Below are 20539 nucleotides of genomic sequence, written 5' to 3'. Positions count from 1 at the left end.
GGGGGGCGGCGCCGGCCGGGGGGGCGGGGGGGGGGGGGGGGGGGGGGGCCGGGCCGGGGCCGGGGGGGGGGGCCGGGGGGCCCCGGGGGGGGGGGGGGGGGGGGGGCGGCGGGGGGGGGGCCCGGGGGGGGGCGCCCCCCCCCCCCCCGGGGGGGGGGGGGGGGGGGGGGGGGGGGGGGGGGGGGGGGCGGGGGCGGCTGGCCGCGCGCCCCGGGGGGGGGGGCGGGGGGGGGGGGGGACCGCTCCGCCGCCCGGGGCCGGGGCGGGGGGGGCGGGGCGGCGCGGGGGGGGGGGGGGGGGGGGGGGGGGGGCCCCGCGCCGGGGGGGGCGGGCCCCCCCCCCCCCCCCCCCCCCCCCCCCCCGGGGCCCCCGCCCCGCGCCGGGCGCCCCCCCCCCCCCCCCCGCGCCCGCGCCCCCGGGGGGGCCGGCGGCGGGGCCCCCCCCGCGGCCCCGCGGGGGGGGGGGGGGGGGGGGGGGGGCCGCCGCGGGGGGGGTGGGTGTGGGGGGGGGGGTGGGGGGCGCGGGGGGGGGGGGGGGGGGGGGGGGCCCCCCCCCCGGCGGGCGCCGGGGCGCGGCCCCCCCCGGGGGGGGGGGGGGGGGCGCCCGGGGGGGGGGGGGGGGGGCGGGGGGGGCCCCGGGCGGTTCTTTCGGCGTGGGCGGGGCGACAGTCGGGCGCCGCGCGGATTCTGTCATCCTGACACGCGAGCCTCGCGACGGACCGTGGACAGGCGCCGCCCACCGCCGCCACAATCGCCCCCATCTTCCCCTCCGCCACCCCCGCCCCCGCCATCGGCGCGTCCGCGAACGTCGCGAAGCCGCAATCGGGCGTGAGGAGCACCCGGCCTTCGCCGAACACGTCGACGGCCCGCTCGATGCGCCGCGCGATGTCGTCGACCGCCTCGACCGCCTCGAGCTTCTGGTTCACGACGCCGACACCGACGCGCAGCGCGCGCGGCAGCTCCGCTAGGACGTCGATCTCGCCCGCGCGGGGCGTGCAGAGCTCGAGGAACAGCGTGCCGACGGGCGCGTCGGCCAGGAACGGCAGGAGCGGGCGATAGTCGCCCGCCAGCGCGTTCGCCTCGTCGCGGGACCAGTTGCCGCGGCAGATGTGCAGGCCAAGGCGCTCGCGGGGGAGGCCGTGGACAACGCGCATCAGCAGGTCGCGGGCGAACGCGAGCTCGTGGGCGGTGTCGCGGCGGTCGGACAGCGCGCCGCACATGAAGCTGCGGCCGGGGCGCGAGCCGCTGAACACAACCTCGGTCAGCACCGGCTCGTCGAACTGGACGATGGCGGCCCCGCCGGCCAGCAGATCGTGCACCTCTTCGCGCAGCACGCGGACGATGTCGTCGGCGAGCGCTTCGCGCGACGCGTAGACCTTGTCGGCCACGCACTCCAGCCACATCGTGCGGCTGAGGAGGTACGGCCCCGGCAGGGCGATCTTGATCGGCCGGTTCGTCACCGTGCGCGCGAACGCCAGCTCGTGGGCGGCGATCGGCCGGGGGCGGGAGAGCGGGCCGAAGACGGCGGGGTGGCGGACTTCGGCGGCCGGAATGTCGAGCGCGCGCATCTCGGCCTCGAAGTGCGCCGGGTCATCGACGAGCGGCAGGAGGTCGACGAGGGGGATCAGCTGGCAGTTGTCCAGCCGTGCGCCCACGAAGCTGGCGTAGTTGTCCCGCCGCTGCTCGCCGTCCGTCACGACGTCCACGCCCGCCCGCTCCTGCGCCGCGACGGCCAGCCGCACCGCGTCGTCCGCCGCCGCCTCGAACGCCCCATCGTCCAAGCGCCCTTCCAGCCGCTCGTGCAGCAGCCGCCCCAGCCACGCCGGCCGCGGCCAGCTGCCGATGCCCATGACAGACAGCGGGGCGATGGCCGGCGCGGGAGCGGGCTCGGGCAGGCGGTCGGGGATGAAGACGGGGCGGCGGTCGGCGGCGATGCCGGCGAGGAGGCGGGCGCCGGCGGCGGATCGCGTGGCGGTCGTGGTGGGCGTCGATGGCATCGCGGGCGACGGATCCGTCGTATCGGACCCATGGGACACATCGGTTCTCGCCGCCGTCGCACTCCCTACTCCCTCAACCCGCTCCGCCAACGCCCCCTTGCACACGACGAACCGCCGCTCGCGCCCGTCCTTCGTCACCCGCACCAGCTCATTGCCCGTCAGCCGGCACCACGCCGGCAGCTCGACCTCGACGGTCGGCTCGGTCGAGCGGATCTCGAGCAGCTGCCCGCGCCGGAGCGGATCGATATGACGACGGATGAGCAGGAGCAGGCCGCCGCCGCAGTCGAGGTCGCCGCCGTCGAAGGTGACGTCGGGGTGGAGGGGGTCGGTCACGTGCGGCTCACCAGGAAACGCACGCCGCCCCGCCGCTCAAGAACTCCACCAACTTTGCCCCGCCGACGATCATCGCCCCGTCCACCAGCGCGCCCTCGTCCAGCTCGCGGCGCTTGAAGCACGGCGAGCAGACGTAGATCTGGCCGCCGGCCGCCGCGAAGTTGGCCATGAGGTCGCTCAGCGGCATGAAGCCCGGCTCGTGAACGTCGTCGGCGTAGCCGCGGACGGCCAGTCGGACGCCCTCGGTGGACAGGAAGACCAACGTGTCCTTGTCGGACGCCAGCGCCGCGTTGGCGACGACGAAGGCGACGGTGGCCTTGTCGGCGTCGTTCTTGGCATAGGTCAGGTTTACACAGAAAGATCCGGCCATGGGAAGTCACTCCAGGTTGGTGGGCGACGCGCTTGGGTCGATGGCGCGCCGGCGGATGAAGTAGTGCGGGTGGTCCGCGTGGACGAGGGCGTGGCCCGTGAGGCCGCACCACGCCGGCATGTCCGCCGGCGCGCCGGGATCGCGTGCCACGACGTGCAGCACCTCGCCGGGCGCCAGCGCCAGGACGCGCGGGCGCAGGAGCATGACGAGGTCGCCGCAGCCGAGGTCGCCGGCGTCCCAGGTGGCGGCGGCGGGCGGGAGGTTGACCATGGGCGGCATCATAACGCAGCGGGTCCGACCGGGCGACTGCGCGGTGCTTGCCTCGGCATCCGGGTTCGCGCATACTCGCCCGCATGCCTGCTCTCCCCATCCTCCCCACCGGCACCGTCACCTTCCTCTTCACCGACATCGCCGGCTCCACCGCCCTGTGGGAACGCGACCGCGACGCCATGCAGGCCGCCCTCGCGCAGCACGACCGCCTGCTGCGCGAGGCCATCGAAGCGCGCAACGGCCACGTATTCAAGACCGTCGGCGACGCCTTCTGCGCCGCCTTCGCCCGCGCCCAGGACGCCGTCGAGGCCACGGTCGACGCCCAGCGGTCGCTCGCCTCGGCCGACTGGTCGATGCTCGGCGAGGCGGCGCCACTCCGATCGCGCATGGGCCTGCACACCGGCGAGGCGGACGAGCGCGGCGGCGACTACTTCGGCCCACCCGTGAACCGCGTCGCCCGCCTGGAAGCCGCGGGGCACGGCGGGCAGGTGCTCGTCTCGCTGGCGACGCAGCAGATCGTCCGCGACCGCCTCCCCGACGGCTGCGCACTGCGCGACTGGGGTGAGCATCGGCTGAAGGACCTGCGGCATACCGAGCACATCTTCCAGCTGGAAGGCCCCGGCTTGCCGGAAATCGCGACGCCCCCGACGACGGCCGAGGCGCTGCACCCGCGCGACCGGGTACGCGTCATCGAGGCAGACGCGGTCGCCGCCACCGATTCGCCTTCACGCGAGGCGGGCGGCGGCGGCCTGTGGACCCGCCTCGAGTCCGCGCTGCGCAGCGAATCCGGCGACGCGATCACGCTGACGACCGTCGAAGCCGCCGAGCTGGCCCGCCACAAGCCCGCGGACTGGCGCGAGTGGCGCCTCGGCCGCGTCGCCGAATGGTCGCAGCCACGGTACCGGCTGGACGGCCGCTTCGTGGGCCTGACGCTCCTCATCGACCAAGGCGAGGAGTCGACGAGCGGGCGGTGGGCGGCCAAGGAGGAGCGGTATGACGACCTCGGTGCGCTGCTCTCGGCTGCGAGCGACCCGGCGATCGTCGTTCTCGGGCCGCCGGGGGGCGGCAAGTCGACGCTGCTGCGGCACTTGGAGTTGGACACGGCCATCGCCGGGCTGCGAGGGGAGGCGGACGGTGATCGCGTCACGTTCTTCGTCTCGCTGAACACGTATACCGCAGCCCGCCCCGGCGACCCACCGCCCGCGCCTGGCGAGTGGCTGTCGGCGCAGTGGTCCGCGCGCAACCCCGCCCTCCCGCCCCTCGACGACCTCCTCGCCGAAGGCCGCGTCACGCTCCTCCTCGACGCCCTGAACGAGATGCCGTCCGCGAGCGACCGCGACTTCCGCGAGCGGGTGCAGCTGTGGAAGGCGTGGCTGCAGCAGCTCGTCGCCACCCGCTCCGGCAACCGTGTCATCTTCAGCTGTCGCTCGCTGGACTACAGCCAGCCACTTTCGACGCCCGACCTGCGCGTGCCGCAGGTGCGCATCGAGCCGCTCGCCGACGACCAGGTGCGCGACTTCCTGGCGCTGTACAGCCCCGGCCGTTGGCGTGAGATCTGGGCGGCGCTCGAGGGCAGCCCGCAGTTGGAAGTGCTGCGTTCGCCGTACTTCCTGGCGCTGCTCGTCGAGCAGGTCGACGCCACCGGTGAGTTGCCTGCAGGTCGCGCGCGCTGTTCACGGGGTTCGTGCGGCAGGCGTTGCGGCGCGAAGTGGAGCGTGGGAACGCACTGTTCGAGCCCGGCGACATTCTCGACAGCCGCAACGTGAAGCGCGTGGCCGCCTGGAAGTGGCAGACGCCGTACGACCTGCCCGACCGCGGCGTCCTGATCCCCAAGCTGTCGGAACTGGCGCACGCCATGCAGCGGGCGCGAGACGACGGATGCGGCAGCCAGGTGCGGATCGACTACGACGATGCGCTGAAGCTGCTGGACACATCGGCGGACGAGGCAATCCTCGCGGCCGGCGAAGCACTCGCGGTCTTGGACGAGGATCAGGCCGCGCAGGAGCTGATGTACATCCACCAGCTGGTGCAGGAGTACTTCGCCGCCCGCCAGCTGGCCCTCACGTCCGACCCGGAGCTGGTGCGCGTGGAGTGGCGGGCGGCGCATAAGCCCGACGGTGGACGAGGTGATCGACGCGCTGGACCCAGCGGACCCGCTTCCGCCGCTGCCGGGCACGGGCTGGGAGGAGACGACGATCCTTGCGGCGGCGATGGCGGCCGATCCGGCGGCGTTCGTGCGGGGGGTGATGGGGACGAACCTGGCGCTGGCGGGGCGGGCGGCGGCGCAGGCGGAGCTGCGGGCGCGGTTGCCGGAGGCGTTGCTGGACGAGCTGCGGTGGGCGCTGGTGCACCGCAGCCGGGACGCAGCGGCGGATCTGCGGGAGCGGATCGCGTGCGGGTATGCGGTGGGGGACCTGGGGGACCCGAGGTTCGAGCGGCGGGAGGGGCCGCATGGGGCGTACTTGATGCCGCCGCTCGTTGCAATCTCGGGCGGGGTGTACCCGATCGGGGAGGATGAGCCGATCGAGTGGTCGTTTTTTGGGAGCACAGGGACCAGCAGGTCGCATATCCCGCGCCACGAGGTCACTGTAGCCGCGTTCGAGATTGGACAGTACCCGGTGACGAACGCGGAGTGGGCGTGCTTCATGGCGGCGCGCTGAGGTGGTGGGACACGGTGGACGATCGCCGCTGGCGGCAGGGGGAGCTGGCGAACGAATGGATTAAGACCAACTCCCGCCTATGGCAGAGACGCTTCAAGGACGACCCGACGCTGTTTGAGCAAATGGAACAGGAAGGCCACTTCGCAGCCGCGGAGGTCCTGGAGCGGTGGCGGGGCTGGCTTGCACTGGACGACGAAGGGTTCGAGGCGGTGCTGGAGAGGCAGTGGCCGGCGCATCGGGAGACGGAGCCAATGTTCTGGCGGGACGGGCGGTACAACCATGCATCCCAGCCGGTGGTGGGGGTGTGCTGGTACGAGGCGCGGGCGTATTGCGGATGGCTGGCGGCGCAGACGGGGCTGGCGGTGCGGCTGCCGACGGAAGTGGAGTGGGAGGCCGCGGCAGGTGGGACGGACGGGCGTCGGTATCCATGGGGTGAGGAGTGGGACCGGCTGCGAGCGAACACGTACGAGGCGTGGGTGAAGCAGACGAGCCCGGTGGGGGCGTTTCCAGATGGAGATACGCCGGAGAGCGTCGCAGACCTTGCAGGCAACGTCTACCAGTGGTCGTCAAGCCTGTTTGGGGCAGGTGCGGCTGACGATGAGGTTCCGGAATACGGCTATCCGTATGAAGCCGCGGACGGGCGGGAGGATGCGGAGACCGGGCCGAGCGTGCGTCGTGTATTGCGGGGCGGCGGGTGGTACGCAGATTCCACGCCCTCCCGCGCCGCTTATCGCTACCACTGCGTTCCTGACGCCCGGAGCGACACCTTTGGCTTGCGGGTTCTCGTTTCGGTGCCGTCCCCCGTCCTCTGATCCTCGGTCCGCTGAAGCGCCGCGCACGGGTGGCGAGGTGCCCGCCGGCCGCCCTAGCCGCTTCCGTTCGTCCACTCCCGCTGGGCGCCGAACCGATGTCGTCGTGTTGGGCCCGCACGGTGACATCGCCACGGATCATGAACTGGTGTTTGCCCCCGGAAAATGGTCCTTCGAAGCCTAACAGCCTGAGGTTCCGGACAAGCTCGCGCCGGCTGACGGGCCCGAACGGCGGCACTACGCGATCTCGGTGATGCGCAGCTCGAGGCCGTTCACGGCCGGCAGCGACAGCTTGCGCGAGACGCGCAGCAGCACCCACTCCTCGAGCACTTCGCGCAGTTCGTCGCGACATGCCTCAAGGGTCGCCGCGTTGGCGTACACGCCCTGGAAGCCCGGGATCTCGGCGTAGAAGGCCGTATCGCCCTCGATCAGCTCGTAGTGCGCGGCGTGCATGGCGGCGTTGAGATAGTCTGTGAGCATGGCGGTCGATCCCGATGGTGGCTTGTGATCCGAAAGGGCGGCAAGCGCCTGCGGACTGCGTTCCGAAATCATAGTCTGCAACCCCCTGGTCGGCACACCGACACCTTCCTCGTCACCGACATCGCCGGCTCCACCGCTCCGCGGGCGCGACCGCCAGGCAATGCAGCCCGCCCTACACCGCACTCCCCTCCGCCCTCGCCCTCTCCACATTCCCCTTGATCTGCCCGATATGATCCCGCACATGCTCCCCCGTAAACGCCAGCGACTCCGCCAGGTACCGCCGCACCGGCGACGTCGCCTGCGCGTCGAACAGCTTCTCCGCGAGCGCCAGCGACTCGCCGAGGTGGCCGAGCAGCTCGTCCTGCAGCGCGGCCAGCGGGCGGCCGGCCAGGATGCCCTGGAGCGCCGTCTCAGGCCCGCCGGGCCACATGACCGGCGGCTCATCGGCGGCCCGGAGCATCATCGCCAGTTGCGCGTGGCGCTCGGAGACGAGGAGGTGGCCGAGGACCTCGCGGACGGACCACTCGGCCGGGCCGGGCCTGAAGTCCGCCTCGGCGTCGCTGATCCCGTCGAGCGTCTCACGGAGCTCGCCGACGAGCGTGTCCATCATGTGCCGCAGGTCGCCCGGCGTCACGACATCGCCGCCCGGCACCGCCGCCTCGGGCCGGCCGCCGAGCGTGACGTCGACGGTGTGCGTCTGGCCGTCGCGAACGAACGTCACTGGCAGCGTGTCGCCGGCGCTGTGGCGGGCGACGATCGGCGAGAGGCCCTCCCAGCTCGTCACGGTCTCGTCGCCGACCTTGACGATGATGTCGCCGTTCTTCAGCCCCGCCTTCTCGGCACCCCCGCCGGGCACCGCGCCGCTCAGGTGCGCGCCGTCCGTCGCGTCGAACTTCCCGAAGTTCGGCGCCACGCCGAGCATCGGCCGGCGCGCCAGGCGCGCGTTGCGGCCGGTCTTCACGTGCTCCGCCAGGTCGTCCAGGCGGTGCTCCCACGACGCCTGCGCCGCCGCGTCCACCGCGTTGCCGCCGATCACGACGTCGATCCGCGTGCCGTCGCCGTCCTCTTGGAGCGTGAAGTCGGCGCTTTCCGTGCGGCCCTCGGCATCGCCGACGTGCCAGCCGAAGCGGCCGGGCTTCTCGTAGGCGGTCCAGTGGCCATGCCATTGCGGGCCGCCGGTGTAGCTGAGCGTGACGGCGCCGCCGGCGCGCCCTTCGACGCGGGCGCTGTCGCACAGCCAGTTGCCGAGGCCGTACAAGCCGGCGACGGCATCAGCGACGGCGGCGGGTGGGGCGGGGATGAGGCGGGTGGCGGTCATCGTTGGGGCGGGCGTTGACGTGGTGGTCGACGTCGGGGCAGGCATCGCGTTCATCGTGGGACTCCAAGCGGTGGACGGGTGGCTCGAATCGGCGCGCCACTTTGGCACGGATGTTCTACAACGGTCAAACGCGGTCCGCGGTTCGATCGTGACCGCGTCACGCGTCGTGCACGGACCCGGTTGCCAGCCGTGTCGCACGTTCGGGGCCATCGACGAGCGATGCCACCGCTCCTCGCCCGGCCAGATACCCCGTCGCCCACGCCCACTGGAAGTTGAACCCGCCGATCCGCCCGTCGACGTCGAGCATCTCGCCCACCAGGTGCAGTCCCGGGGCGCGGCGCGAGCCCATCGTGCGATGGTCGATCTCGGAGAGCGGCACGCCGCCGGCCGTCACCTCCGCGAAATCCCACCCGCGGTCGCCCACCACCGGCAGCGGCAGCGCGCCGATGGCGGCGGCGAGCGCGCGGCGGTCGCCCTTCGTCACCTCCGACAGCCGCGTTGTCGCGTCGACGCCGGCGTGCCGGCAGAGCGTCCGCGCCAGCCGATCCGGCAGCACGTCGCCGAGCACAGCGCCGACAGGTCTCCCGCCCTCGCGGCGGGCCACGGCGACGAACCAGCCGTCGGTGCCTTGCGCGTCGTGGAATGAGGCGTGCGGACGGGCGCCGGCATCGCTGTCGGGAAACACGCTACAGCGCAGTTCAACCGACGTCGCGACTCGACGGGCCGCCAGCCAGTGTCGGCTGGCATCGAGCACGACCGGCCCGCTGATGCCGAAGTGCGTCCAGAGCATGCTCCCGGCGCGCCGGTCGACGACCTTGCCGTCGGCCACCGTCGTCAGCTCGGCGGGGTGCGAGACGCCCGACAGCTCGGCGTGCCAAAAGGCGCCGTCGAGGACGAGCGGGACGAGGGCCGGGAACGTCGGTGTCACGGTGTGGCCGAGCCGCGCCGCGATCGCCCAGCCGCCGCCGTCCGAACCGGTGCGCGGCAGCGACCGGCCGCCGGTGGCCAGGATCACGCGGCGGGCGAGGATCGTGTCGTCGCCGACGGTGAGCGCGAAGCCGATGTCGTTCCCGTGGCCGTCGATCTCGTCGTCGTTGCGGACATCGATGTCGTTGTCGCGCTCACCGCTGTTGTCGCCGGCGACGTTGCCGCCGCCGGCAAGTCGGACGGCTTCGACGCGCGACCGCGTGCGGATCTCGACGCCGAGCGCCGCCGCGCGCCCGAGCAGCGCATCGAGCACCGTCGCCGCGCGGTCCGTCGTCGGGAACAGCTTGCCGCCCGGCTCGGCCTTGAGGGCGACGCCGAGCGATGCGAACCACCGGACGGCGGCGTCGGTGTCGAAGGCCGCCAAGACGTTGCGGACCGTCGGGCGCGGGGTGCCGTTGAAGTCGTCGACGGACGCGCCGGCGTGCGTGACGTTGCAGCGGCCGCCGCCGCTGATGAGGATCTTGGCCCCGACCTTGGCCGCCCCATCGAGCAGCACGATGCGCAGCGCGGCGCCCAATTCAGCAGCCCGTTCGGCGGCGAAGATGGCCGCAGCGAGGCCGGCAGCGCCGGCGCCGATGACGGCGAGGTCGACGGTGTCGACTCGGCTGGTAGCGGACCGATTCACGGGGCGGGAGTCCACATGGACCGCGGCGTGGGGAAACGGTGGTCATATCGGCGGATTCGAAAGCGTATGATCATGACCACATCTTACCTGTCGGTGCTTCCGAGGGGGTTCCGCCGATGTTCCATCCCCGCCGCAGCGCTGCTGCCGCCCTCGCGACGTTGGTCCTCACGGCCGTCGTGCTGCCCACCCGCGCCCCGACCGCCGCCGCCGACGACCTCGCCGCCGCCCCCCGCCTCCTCTCCACCGGCCAAGCCTGGGGCTACGTCGGCAACCGCGGCGAGCGCGCCGACGGCAACGGGGATGATGGCGACCTCGTGCGCGGCCGGGCGGCCGAGTGGTCGTTCGCCGACGTCGTGACCCCGACGACGCAGGCCGAGAACGTCGCGCTGGATCGCAACACCGGCCTGATGTGGGTGCGGCGGCCGCGCCTGCTGGACGGCGACGACGGCGACGGCGTCCGCGGCAACATCCGTTTCGACGTGCCGATGGGCTGGCAGGGCTCGCTCGATGCGGCACGTGACCTGGAGTACGCCGGCTTCGACGACTGGCGGTTGCCGAATATCGACGAGCTCGAGACGATCGCCGACTTCGGCCGCCAGTCGTTCGCCCTCGACCCGCTCGTCTTCGGCCGGCCGGCCGACGGGGAGAGCACGTATGTCTGGTCGTCGACGACGGACCCGACGGCCGTCGCCGAGGCGTACTACCTGAACGCGTTCGACGGTCACATCTATCCATGGGACAAGGCTTGGACGTTCGCCGCCCGCCCCGTCCGCACCGCCGCCGCCTCCGACCCCGTGGCCGTCTTCCGCACCGGCCAGACGAAGAGCTACCGCGGCAGCGGCGGTGACGAGGGGCCGGGCAACGCCGACGACGGCGCGCTCCGGCTCGGCCTCGCCTCGGACTACGCGTACGCCGACGACGGCACGATCGACACGCCCGCCGAGAACATCGTCGTCGACCGCGCGACCGCCCTGCACTGGGTCCGCGATCCCCGCGCCGTCGTCGACGACCGCGGCGGCGCCGTCGACGCCTTCGCGCGGCCGGTCGACTGGCAATCCGCAGTCGCCCTCTGCCGCGGGCTCGTGTACGCCGGCCACGACGACTGGCGCCTGCCGAACATCCGCGAGCTCTGGTCCTTGGCCCGGCCCGGCGACCCGGCCGGCCTGTTCGACGCCGCCGCGTTCCCGCGTCCGCCCGTTTCGCGCGACCGCGAGAACCCGTTCGTCTGGTGGTCGTCGACGACGACGGCCGGTGACCACCCGTCGGCGCCGGCCGCCGACCGGGCGTGGTACCTCAGCACCGCCTTCCCGGTCATGCGACACCACGTCGGACCGGAGTTCCAGCCGCCCAAGAGCCGTCCCGGCCACGTGCGCTGTGTCCGCGACGTTTCCTCCGACGCCGTGCCCGCCCACTGGCGCCCGGCCGTCCGCTCTGCCGTCGACTGGACGGCGCTCACCGTCGCCGTCGATCGGCCGGACGTCTGGCGCGAAGGCAAGTGGCTGGCCGCCGCCGCGCCGGACGCCGAGGCGCCGTTCGACATCGCCTTCCAGGACGCCAACCGCTTCCCGCTGCACCTCGACTTCCTGCGCGCCGCCTTCCCCGAGCGCTACGGCGGTCTGGACCCCGTCGAGTACACCGCGATTACCGCCCACCGCGCCACCCGCCGCCTCCTGGCCGGCGGCCTGCGCAGCTTCGGCGGCCCGGACGGGACGCCGGTGTACGGCTTCGACGTCTACACCGCGGACGGCGAGGCGGACGAGCTGCTGACGCTCGACGAGACGCTCGCGCTCCACCGCCGCCTCGCCCGCGCCTTCCGCCGCCGCCCGCTCGTCTACGCGCCGACGCAGCCGGACGCCGTCGCCCTCGCCCGCACGTGGTCCCACCCCGGCCTGCCGATCGGCTTCCCGAGCGCGCCGCCGCCCGTCTCGTTCGAGGCCTACACCCGCGGCATCGCCTACGGCACCGTCCGCCGTCTGACCGTCGACGATCTCGTCGGCGCCGTGGCGGCCGGGACGCTGTCGTGGCAGGACGTCGTCGTCCTCGACCGCGCGCCGACGGACATCGACGTCGTCGTGGCCGGCGTCGTGACCGGGGCGCGGCAGGGGCCGCTGTCCCACCTGAACGTCCGGCTCGGCCGGCGCGGGACGCCGAACGCTTACGTCGCCGACGCGCACGCGGCCTTCGCCCCCTACGACGGCCGGCTCGTCCGCCTCGAGGTCGACGCCGCCGGCTACCGCGTCGTGCCGGACGTCAGCCCGGCCGAGGCGAGCGCATGGTGGGACGCCCATCGCCCGCCGCCGGTGAACGTAGTGGCGCCCGACCTGGCATACGACGGTCTCGACGGCCTGGCGACGATCGCCGCCGGCGATGTGATCACGGACCCGCTGCGCACCGCCACGCGGCGCTTCGGCGGCAAGGCGGCCAACCTGGCGCGCCTGTACGTCTTCCTGCCGGACGAACACGAGGTGCCCGGCTTCGCGATCCCGTTCCACCACTACGACCGCTATGTCCGAACGAACACGATGCCCGATCCGCGCACCCCAGGCGGGTCGCCGCTGCCCTACGCCGACGTCCTGGCCGCGCTCCACGCCGATCCGCGCTTCATGGCCGACCCCGCCTACCGCGCCCCGCTCCTCGACGCCGTCCACGACGCGCTGGACGACGACGGCGCGACGGACGCGGCCCTCGTCGCCGCGCTCGCTGCGCAGATCGACGCCGTCTTCGGTGCGGGCGTCATGGTCCGCTTCCGGTCCTCGTCGAACGCCGAGGACAGCGCCGCGTTCAACGGCGCCGGGTTGTACGACTCGACCTCGGTCTGCGTCGCCGACTCGCTCGACGCCGACAAGGCCGGCCCGTCGCGCTGCGACCCGACCCAACCCAAGGAGCGGACGATCGAGCGCGGCCTGCGCACCGTCTGGTCCAGCCTCTGGAACCCACGCGCCTGGTCCGAGCGCACGTATTACGGCATCGACCCCGCCCTCGTGGCGATGGCGATCCTGGTTACGCCCGCCTTCCCGGACGAGCGGGCGAACGGCGTCGCGTTCACCGGCGATCCGAGCGGCGGGTCGGCCGGCGACGGGGACGGGGATCCGGACCGCGGCGAGATGATCGTGAACGCCCAGGACGGCGACGCCAGCGTCGTCCTGCCGGAGAGCGGCGACCTGCCGGAACGGGACATCATCGCGTACGCCGACGGCGCGGTGACCGGCATCCGCCGCGTACAGCCCTCGAGCCGCGTGCCGCCGGGCACGCACGTCGCCAGCGACGACGAGTTGCGGCAGTTGGGCGCGCTGCTCCTGCTGGCCAAGGCGCGCCTGCCGATCGACACCGGCGGCTTCGCGCGCGACGACGTGCTGCTCGACGTGGAGTGGAAGATCCGCCGCGGCGACAACGCGCTCCTCCTCAAGCAGATCCGCCCGTTCGTGGCGGCGTCGACCGCGCCGCCGGCGCCCGAGCTGCACGCGATCGTACCCGAGGCGCTGCAGCTGTGCACGATGTGGCGCCCGTCGTCGCCGCCGCCGGCCGAGTACGCCGCCAAGCGCGTCCTCGACTTGGCGGGCGGCGAGGCGACGGTGCCGCTGTCCGCGACGCACGCTGCCCACGACCTGTTCGCCGTGCTCTCCGACGGCCGCGACGGCACGCCGGCTGAAGCTGAGGGTCCGGGCGAGGTGACGCTCACCGACGATGCCGGCCGACCCGGCTATCGCCGCGTCCAGCTGTTGCGCCGCTATCGCCTGGGCAATGCGCGCTTCGAAGCCCGTCTCTACTTGTATGATGTCCGCGCGGACCAGCCTTATCTGATCCGCCTGGACAGCGACGCCCTCACCGCCGGCAACGTCATCCTCACGCTGGCCGACATCACCACCGGCCCCGACGCCGCCCCCGAGCAGATCCTCGGTCCGTGCGGCTTGCCCGTCCTGCCGCGCCAACGCTACGACGTGCGTCTGGCGGACGGCGGCCGGGTGTCGCTCATGCTCCGCAAGGGCCGCGGCTTCTTCAGCTATCGCTGGGCAACGCTGATCGGCGCCGTCGTCGACGTGCCGGACGGGCGCGCCGAGGTTCGCGACCTGCGGCGGCTCGTGTACAGCGCGATGCGGCACAACTGGTCGGAGCGGCTCGTCGTCGTGTTCGAACCGCCGCTCGGCGATCTCGGCGCCGTGCACGGCCTCGAGATCGCCCAAGACGGGACGAACCCGGGCGATGGGACGTACACGGCCATCTACCTCGGCGCCGGCCTGCAGCCGCTCCGGACGGTGGACGTCGTCGGGCTGACGATCGCGGCTCTGCCGCCGCGGGGCGGGGACCATCAGATCGTCCTGCCATGGGCATTTGCCCTTCGGCCGTAGTCGTGGGTCCTCGCGCCGTCGACCGCGGCGGGCGGCGCGAACCCGCGCCCGGTCCGAGCACCTCCCCCCGACTTCAGACTGTCGGTTGACACCGCGACCCGTCGGAGCCTAACGTCCGGCGGCCTATCGCTGTCTCCCGTGCGACGGCCACTCGCGCCGCACATCGCCAAGCCCAAGGACGTGGAACGATGTCCGTCGTCCGCCGTGCCCGCCGCCTGCTGTTCGTCGCCGCCGTCCTGGCCGCGCTGGCCGGTCCTTCCGCTGTGGCCCTGACGGCCAACGGGCGGGGCGACCTCGGCGTGCGGGCGGGACCCGACCAAGACCCGACCGCTTCGCCAGAAACCCGGACCGCTGTCGCCGCAACGCAGGCGGCAACATCCACCGCGGTCATCGCCACGCAAGCCCCGACCGCAACGGCCACGGAAGCCGAACCGCCGACAGCGACACGGACGCCCACCATGACATACACGCCGGCGCCGGTGCCGGCCTACCTGCCCGTGGCGCTCCGCCACGACCCGCCGCAGCCGTACAAGCCGGTGCTCCGGCCGATCGTCAACCCGGAGGAGGACGGCGACTACACGGTCGAGTGGGGCGAGTCCCTCCTGGCCAGGCGCTACGAGCTCCAAGAGGACGACGACGCAACGTTCGGCAGCCCGACGACGGTGTACGACGGGCCGGAGTTCAGGTACGGTTGGACGGTCTCCCGGCACGCCTTCGGCACGTACCACTACCGCGTCCGCGGCGCGAACGACACGCACATCGGCCCGTGGAGCAACATCGAGCGCACGCGTTCCTGGCCGCCGAAGGTCTTCGCGGCGGCAGCGGACGCCGACATCAGCGACAAGTTCCCTTCGGTCCAGACCGGGGGAGACATGAGCATGTGGGCCGGCTACCACGCCAAGGGCTGCCTCGACATCAACGCCACGGTCGGGATCGTGCGCAGCTTCGTGCGCTTCGACCTGAGCGCCGTCCCGCCCGGCACGCCCTTCCGCCGCGCCGTGCTGAAGCTCACCGCGATCGCCGGCTGCTGGAGCACGGACATCGACGGCCAATGGCGGGATGTGACGGCCTACCGCCTGGACAAGCCGTTCGACGAGTACAACGTGACGTGGAAGAACCGTCCCAAGGAAGGCGAGGCCGTCGGCACGGGCCGCGTGCACGCCGCGGACGACATCGTCGGTCCGATGACGATCGACGTCACCGCCATCGCCCGCCGCTGGGTCGACGGCGCGACGCCCAACAACGGTCTCCTCCTGCGCGCCCTCGAGACGAGCGACAGGCGCGCGTTCATGGTGGTGGTTTTCGGAACACGGGAGTGGGAGGCGCCGGAAGAACGGCCGTTCCTGACGATCGAGTACGACGGCGCGGCCGCCGAGAGCGCGCCGCCTCTCTCCGGCGACGACGCGTCACGCCGTGACGACGAAGTCGAACGCCCCCGTCCTTGACCCGTCGGCTCCGTCCGCCATCGCCAGGACGAGCGCCTCGTCGTAGATCCCGTCCGAGGCGTTGCCCGACTCGTCCGGGAAGTACAGCTGCGTCGTCAGAAGCGGCCCGTCCGGTGCCTGGACGCGGACGTGGATGTGGCGGGTCCGGCCGGGGTAGACGCCGGGCACGATCGTCGTCAGCTGCCAGCGGCCGTCGGCGTCGCTGAAGTGGTGGCCGCGGAGTCGGTAGCCGGCGTTGTCGTATGCGCCGGCGTCGTCGCAGTGCCAGAAGTCGAGGATCGCCGCGGCCACCGGGCGGCAGTCCGTGTGGAGCACGCGGCCGGCGATGACGAGCGTCGTGCCCGTCATCCCGGCCTCGCGCAGGTCGGTGCGCTCGGGGCTGTTGGCCGTGAAGTACGGCCCCTCGGTTTGCGCGGGCGTCGGGTCGTCGTCATCGCCGCAGGCCGGCGTGGGCGACAGTGGGGGCGACAGCGGGGGCGACAGTGGGGGCGACAGTGGGGGCGACAGTGGGGCGCCGGATGCGACGGCCGGCTCGGTCGGTGCGGCCGGGGACGTTCGGCCCGTGCACGCCGCCAGGATGACCGCGACCGGGCCGGCCGCGAGGAGGCGGGCGAGGAGGGTGCGGCGGGAGAGATCGGGCGACGGCCGGGTCGGGCGGAAGGCGGAAGGGCTGGTCATCGGGAACTCCATGTTGAACGGATCGGCGAACGGATCGGCCCCCCAGACAGGCTGGGCAGGCGGGGAGACTCGGGACGATTCGGCAATCATGGCACAGCGATGTTGTCGGGGCATTGCCGAGTTTTGGCCGAACGTCAACCGTGTGCAATGACGATGGCCGCCCGGTTACGGCCGCTTCACATCGTCCCCGCTGCACTGCCGCCCCGCAACCAGCCAATACGTGTGCAGCGCCGCTCCCGTGCCAAGCCCGACGACGGCCTTGATCCACGTCGGCAGCGCGCTCGGGCTGACGAAGCCCTCGATCAGGCCGGCGCCCACCAAGAGGGGTGCGCTGCCGAGCACGAGCAGCGCGGCGTCGCGGGCCCGGTCGGCCAGCGCGTCGACGCGGCGGCGGAGGCCGGGGCGGAGGATCGCATCGCCCATGAACAGCCCGGCCCCACCGGCGGCGAAGATGACGGAGAGCTCGACCGGTCCGTGGCCGGCGATGAAGTCCAGGAGGCGCGGCGCCATGCCGTGGTGGTCGAGCAGCCCGAAGATGCCACCGATCAGCAAGCCGTTCTGGACCATGACCCAGACCGTCAGCAGCCCGAGCAGGATGCCGCCGCCGAACGCTTTGAACGTCACGCTGATGTTGTTCGTCAGGATCCCGCTGGCTGCCGCGGATCGCATCGCCGGTGTGATCTCGGTCCACATCTCGCCGCGCTCAACCTGCTGGATCAGCGGCATCATCCCATCCCCGAACAGGAGCAACAGGACATCGGTGTCCCGCCGGCTGAGGACGAAGGCGACGACGGCCGGGATGGCGAACAGGAGGAAGGCGGCGGCGGTGAAGGGCAGGATGCGGCGGTATAATCGCGGGAAGCCGTGGCGGTAGAAGTCGACGACGGCTTGGCGGGAGAGCGGTGCGCTGCGATACACGCGGGCGTGGGCGCGGGCGACGAGGCCGTTGAGGTACATCGCCAGCGGTGAGTCCGGCTGGTCGCGGCGCACGAGGGCCAGATCGGCCGTGGCGCGCCGGTAGAGGGCGCCGAGGCGGTCGATATCGGCCGGGCCGAGGGCGCCGAGGCGGCGATCGGCGCGGCCGATCAGATCCTCGAGGGCCAGCCAGTCGGCTTGGCGCCTTGCGGTGAACGGCTGGCGGACGGGCACGGGCGACCTCGCGGCACGGCGGCGGCCTGACAGGCGGTCGACAAGGCGAACTGGGCGAATCGATGAGCGAACGATCGAACACGGAACCGATCGATGCCGTCCTGCGGGCGGATTATACGGTCGAGACACCGGAGAGTGTTGCCTTCGGGTACCCCGTGGCGGGCATCGGCAGCCGATTCATCGGCGCCCTCGTCGACACGGCGGCGCTGGCCGGCGGGATCGGTGCGCTCGGGTGCGGCGTGTTGGCATTCGTGCTGGCCGTGGCGGACGAAGTGCCGGCCGGCGCGGCGGCATCGGCCGGCGATGCGGCCGCGGAATGGGTCGTCGGGGCGGTGTTCGCCGTCGCCGCGCTCGTGCTCTTCCTCATCGTGTGGGGCTACTACATCGTCTTCGAGACGCTCTGGGACGGCCAGACACCCGGCAAACGCGTGGCCGGCACGCGTGTCGTGCGGCTGGACGGCGGCGCGGCCGGCTTTCGTGAGGCGGTCGTGCGCAACTTGGTTCGCTTCGCCGACTTCCTGCCGATCGGCTACGGCTTCGGCTTGATCGTCCTGTTCGCCGACCGACACACGCGGCGGCTGGGCGATCTGGCGGCCGGAACGGTCGTCATCCGCGAGCAGCAGCGCGTGACGTGGCGCGACGTCGCGGTCGACCCGACCACCCCGGCCGAACCCCTGTCATAAGGACGCTGCAACCGGCGCATCGCGTCGGCGATGTGCCGGCCATCTCTCAGACCGTGATCGGCGTCCCGTCGAACTTCGTGAACTTCCAACCGAGGAACTTTTCGCGCAGGAGCATCTTCTCCTCGCGCAGGTAGCGGATGGCAAGGTCCTCGCCCAGCTTGAGCGACTCGGTGGCATCCGACCGCCAATGCACGCCGGCGATGTTCCGGCCGATGGCGACGTTGCTGGCCAACTTGTTCAGCTCGCCGCCGACCGTCAGCGCCGGGCCCGAGTACGGCTCGAGGCTCAGGCCGTCGGGCGCGGCGACGACCGGGTTCGGGAGGACCCAGCTCTCGTCGAAGAACGCCTTGAGCAGCGTCACGCACGCGCCGGCGACGGTGGCGTGGCCGGCGCCGTAGGCCGGGTGGGCCGGGCTGCCCTCCGGGAAGGCCATCGGCAGGAGGTAGGTGCCGTGGCGGCTGAACACCTGCTGGACCGCGTCCGAGTTCAGGACGTCGTTGTGCAGCGGGTAGGCCGCGGCGCCGGTGAGGCGGTTGTGGACGCGGCCGGCGTACGCCTCGGGCCGCAGACGGCGCTGGACGTACCACTTCTGGTGCCACACCGTCTCGAGCGCCGGCTTGGCGACGGCGGCCAACAAGCTGGCGAAAAAAGGCGGCCCGAGCGTCCCAAACCCGCACATCGTGCGCGACGTTCGGTACGGGTCGTTGGCGTTCGTCGGCGCGCCGAGGCCGAAGAGGATCAGCATGGCGTTGAAGTAGGCCTGGTAGAGCACGTCGATGTGGACCCACTCGGAAAGGTCGCGTCCGTTGCGGACGTAGCGCGGCGTCGGATCAGGCTGCGCGGGCTGGGGTGCAGGAGCGCCACGCTGGATGGCCAGCCAGTCGGCGTAGCTGGTCATGAAGTCAACACCGGGCTGCATCGTTCGCATCCGACGGTCGACGGTCTCGGCGCCGAAGCGGGTGTCAAGCCACATGAACTGGCTGACATATGGCCCGACGAGGTCGCCGGGCGTTAGGCCGCGGAACAACGTGGCCGGGGTAACCTGATTGCCCTGCTTCGGGCCGCGGAAATCCGACATTCGGCTCAGGTCGGTGGCAGCCGCGGCGGCGATGCCATCGGATCCGTAGTCCAAGAAAGATATGTCGCGCAGCAGCGCCATCCAGTAGTTCTCGACGATCTCGCCAGCGGTCTCAGCGCTGGCAAACGCCGGGGCTGCGCGCTGCGTCATGCAGCCCGGGTCGGCACCCTCGAGCACGTAGGCGATACCGGCGAGTGGGTTCTTGAAGACCAAGGACCCTCCAAGTGGGATGCTGTCCCAGTCCTGCCAAAGGCCGCTGTCCAGTGCCTTGAGGTAGGCGGTGTACGCGGATGGCGTGACCTCGCCGAGGTTGTTGTGCGGCATCCCCTTGGTGTAGTTGCCGATCCGCGACGGATAGCGCGCCTCGTCACCGTTGCCCGTCTGCTTCGGGTCGGCCAGGCGGGAGGACAGCGCGGCGTTCAAGCGCATGTTGTAGGCCAACTGGCTGCGCCGCGCGCCGTTCGTGTTGTAGCGCTGGGCGAACACGCGCTGCGGACCATGACCGGTTGTGGCGGCCACACCGGCCGCGGCGGCGGCGACGCCGAGCTTCAGGACGTCGCGGCGCGTCCGAGCGACGGGCGGGGTGGAAGGGTGACCGGTGCCGTCGGTGGGGAGAAGGGGGTCGTCCATGAGGTCCATTCCTTGCAGCAGCGCGAACCGAGACGCACCAAGCCGCGCACGGACGCCAAGGTGCGACCTCGCGCGTGCGTTGTGCCCCCAACTTAACGGGGGCGACGTGGCGCGGATACGGCCCGCGTGGGCAGGTCATCGCCGCAGGCGACGGTCACATCGACCCGTCGGCGATCTCTCGGGGCCGCCACACCGCCACGAGCCGCCCTTCGACGTCCTCGCCAAGATCCGGCCAGCGGTCGATCGGCAGTTCGATCACGGCGACCGCCGCCGTCGGCATGTCCTCATCCTGGTCGACGAGCTCGGTAACGACGAGCGACACCGTCGGACTGTGTCCGACGATGAGCGCCACCTCGACGTCGTCGGCCAGCCGCGCCAGCTCGGCCACGTAGTCCTCGACGTCGCCGCCGTACAGCGAACTGCGGACGATCGGCGCCTGGGCGCCGGTCTCGGCGGCCACATGATCGGCCGTCGCATGCGCGCGAGCGGCGCTCGAGCACAGGATAACGTCGGGTTCGAGGTCGTGCGCCGCCAGCCAGCGCCCCATCCGCGGCGCGTCGCGCTCGCCGCGCTCGTTCAGCGGCCGGTCGTGATCGGACAGGTGCGCGTTCGTCCAACTGGACTTGGCATGTCGCATGACCAACAACGTCCGCACGATCTCGCGCTCCCGTATCGCGTTCGG

The 20539-nt window shown here is 72.5% G+C and carries 15 protein-coding genes and 1 pseudogene; 6 read left to right on the top strand and 10 right to left on the bottom strand.

What is annotated here, in order from left to right; translation table 11 throughout:
- Positions 1-748: 748 nt before the first annotated feature.
- The 3 genes and pseudogenes from IPG72_14235 to IPG72_14225 form a co-directional block, all read right to left on the bottom strand.
- A pseudogene (locus IPG72_14235) lies at positions 749-2329 on the bottom strand (sulfurtransferase TusA family protein).
- A 7-nt stretch (positions 2330-2336) separates the two neighbouring features.
- Positions 2337-2699, bottom strand: coding sequence for a DsrE family protein (locus IPG72_14230; GenBank protein MBK6770141.1), 363 nt, complete (start codon positions 2697-2699; stop codon positions 2337-2339).
- Between the two features lie 6 nt (positions 2700-2705).
- Positions 2706-2969, bottom strand: a complete 264-nt coding sequence (locus tag IPG72_14225) for a sulfurtransferase TusA family protein (protein ID MBK6770140.1) — start codon at positions 2967-2969, stop codon at positions 2706-2708.
- A gap of 83 nt (positions 2970-3052) precedes the next feature.
- Between IPG72_14225 and IPG72_14220 the strand changes: the two genes are divergently transcribed.
- The 3 genes from IPG72_14220 to IPG72_14210 all read left to right on the top strand — a co-directional run bounded on the left by IPG72_14220 (position 3053) and on the right by IPG72_14210 (position 6441).
- The gene (locus tag IPG72_14220; protein MBK6770139.1) at positions 3053-4735 is read left to right on the top strand and encodes an adenylate/guanylate cyclase domain-containing protein; all 1683 of its coding nucleotides are present in this window, start codon (positions 3053-3055) and stop codon (positions 4733-4735) included.
- Between the two features lie 351 nt (positions 4736-5086).
- The gene (locus IPG72_14215; protein MBK6770138.1) at positions 5087-5629 is read left to right on the top strand and encodes an SUMF1/EgtB/PvdO family nonheme iron enzyme; all 543 of its coding nucleotides are present in this window, start codon (positions 5087-5089) and stop codon (positions 5627-5629) included.
- Positions 5630-5643: 14 nt separating this feature from the next.
- Positions 5644-6441: an SUMF1/EgtB/PvdO family nonheme iron enzyme gene (locus tag IPG72_14210; GenBank protein ID MBK6770137.1), complete on the top strand. Its 798-nt coding sequence runs from the start codon at positions 5644-5646 to the stop codon at positions 6439-6441.
- 234 nt (positions 6442-6675) lie between these two features.
- Here IPG72_14210 and IPG72_14205 read toward each other — a convergent pair whose 3' ends face one another.
- From IPG72_14205 to IPG72_14195, 3 genes are all read right to left on the bottom strand, one after another.
- Positions 6676-6918, bottom strand: a complete 243-nt coding sequence (locus IPG72_14205; protein ID MBK6770136.1) for a type II toxin-antitoxin system HicB family antitoxin — start codon at positions 6916-6918, stop codon at positions 6676-6678.
- 172 nt (positions 6919-7090) lie between these two features.
- Entirely contained in the window at positions 7091-8290 is a 1200-nt protein-coding gene (locus IPG72_14200; protein MBK6770135.1) for a PDZ domain-containing protein, read from the bottom strand.
- A gap of 103 nt (positions 8291-8393) precedes the next feature.
- Positions 8394-9848: an aminoacetone oxidase family FAD-binding enzyme gene (locus tag IPG72_14195; protein ID MBK6770134.1), complete on the bottom strand. Its 1455-nt coding sequence runs from the start codon at positions 9846-9848 to the stop codon at positions 8394-8396.
- A gap of 116 nt (positions 9849-9964) precedes the next feature.
- On the opposite strand from IPG72_14195, the gene IPG72_14190 reads away from it, so the two are divergent.
- Complete coding sequence (locus IPG72_14190) at positions 9965-14194, top strand: DUF1566 domain-containing protein (protein MBK6770133.1); 4230 nt, start codon at positions 9965-9967, stop codon at positions 14192-14194.
- 188 nt (positions 14195-14382) lie between these two features.
- The gene (locus IPG72_14185) at positions 14383-15639 is read left to right on the top strand and encodes a DNRLRE domain-containing protein (protein MBK6770132.1); all 1257 of its coding nucleotides are present in this window, start codon (positions 14383-14385) and stop codon (positions 15637-15639) included.
- Here IPG72_14185 and IPG72_14180 read toward each other — a convergent pair.
- Positions 15601-16317 carry a hypothetical protein gene (locus IPG72_14180; GenBank protein MBK6770131.1) on the bottom strand — a complete coding sequence of 239 codons (717 nt, stop codon included), beginning with the start codon at positions 16315-16317 and terminating at the stop codon, positions 15601-15603. The two genes, IPG72_14185 and IPG72_14180, sit on opposite strands and share 39 nt — an antisense overlap.
- A gap of 165 nt (positions 16318-16482) precedes the next feature.
- The gene (locus IPG72_14175; GenBank protein ID MBK6770130.1) at positions 16483-17466 is read right to left on the bottom strand and encodes a stage II sporulation protein M; all 984 of its coding nucleotides are present in this window, start codon (positions 17464-17466) and stop codon (positions 16483-16485) included.
- A gap of 62 nt (positions 17467-17528) precedes the next feature.
- Between IPG72_14175 and IPG72_14170 the strand changes: the two genes are divergently transcribed.
- Positions 17529-18149, top strand: coding sequence for an RDD family protein (locus IPG72_14170; GenBank protein ID MBK6770129.1), 621 nt, complete (start codon positions 17529-17531; stop codon positions 18147-18149).
- 46 nt (positions 18150-18195) lie between these two features.
- Here IPG72_14170 and IPG72_14165 read toward each other — a convergent pair whose 3' ends face one another.
- A complete protein-coding gene (locus IPG72_14165; GenBank protein MBK6770128.1) occupies positions 18196-19713 on the bottom strand; it encodes a vanadium-dependent haloperoxidase in 1518 nt (505 codons plus the stop codon).
- Between the two features lie 298 nt (positions 19714-20011).
- A complete protein-coding gene (locus IPG72_14160; protein MBK6770127.1) occupies positions 20012-20512 on the bottom strand; it encodes a histidine phosphatase family protein in 501 nt (166 codons plus the stop codon).
- Positions 20513-20539: the final 27 nt, after the last annotated feature.

The sequence above is a fragment of the Candidatus Avedoeria danica genome (genome assembly GCA_016703025.1).
GTDB lineage: Bacteria > Chloroflexota > Anaerolineae > Epilineales > Epilineaceae > Avedoeria > Avedoeria danica.
This window is presented reverse-complemented; position numbering and strand designations above follow the sequence as displayed.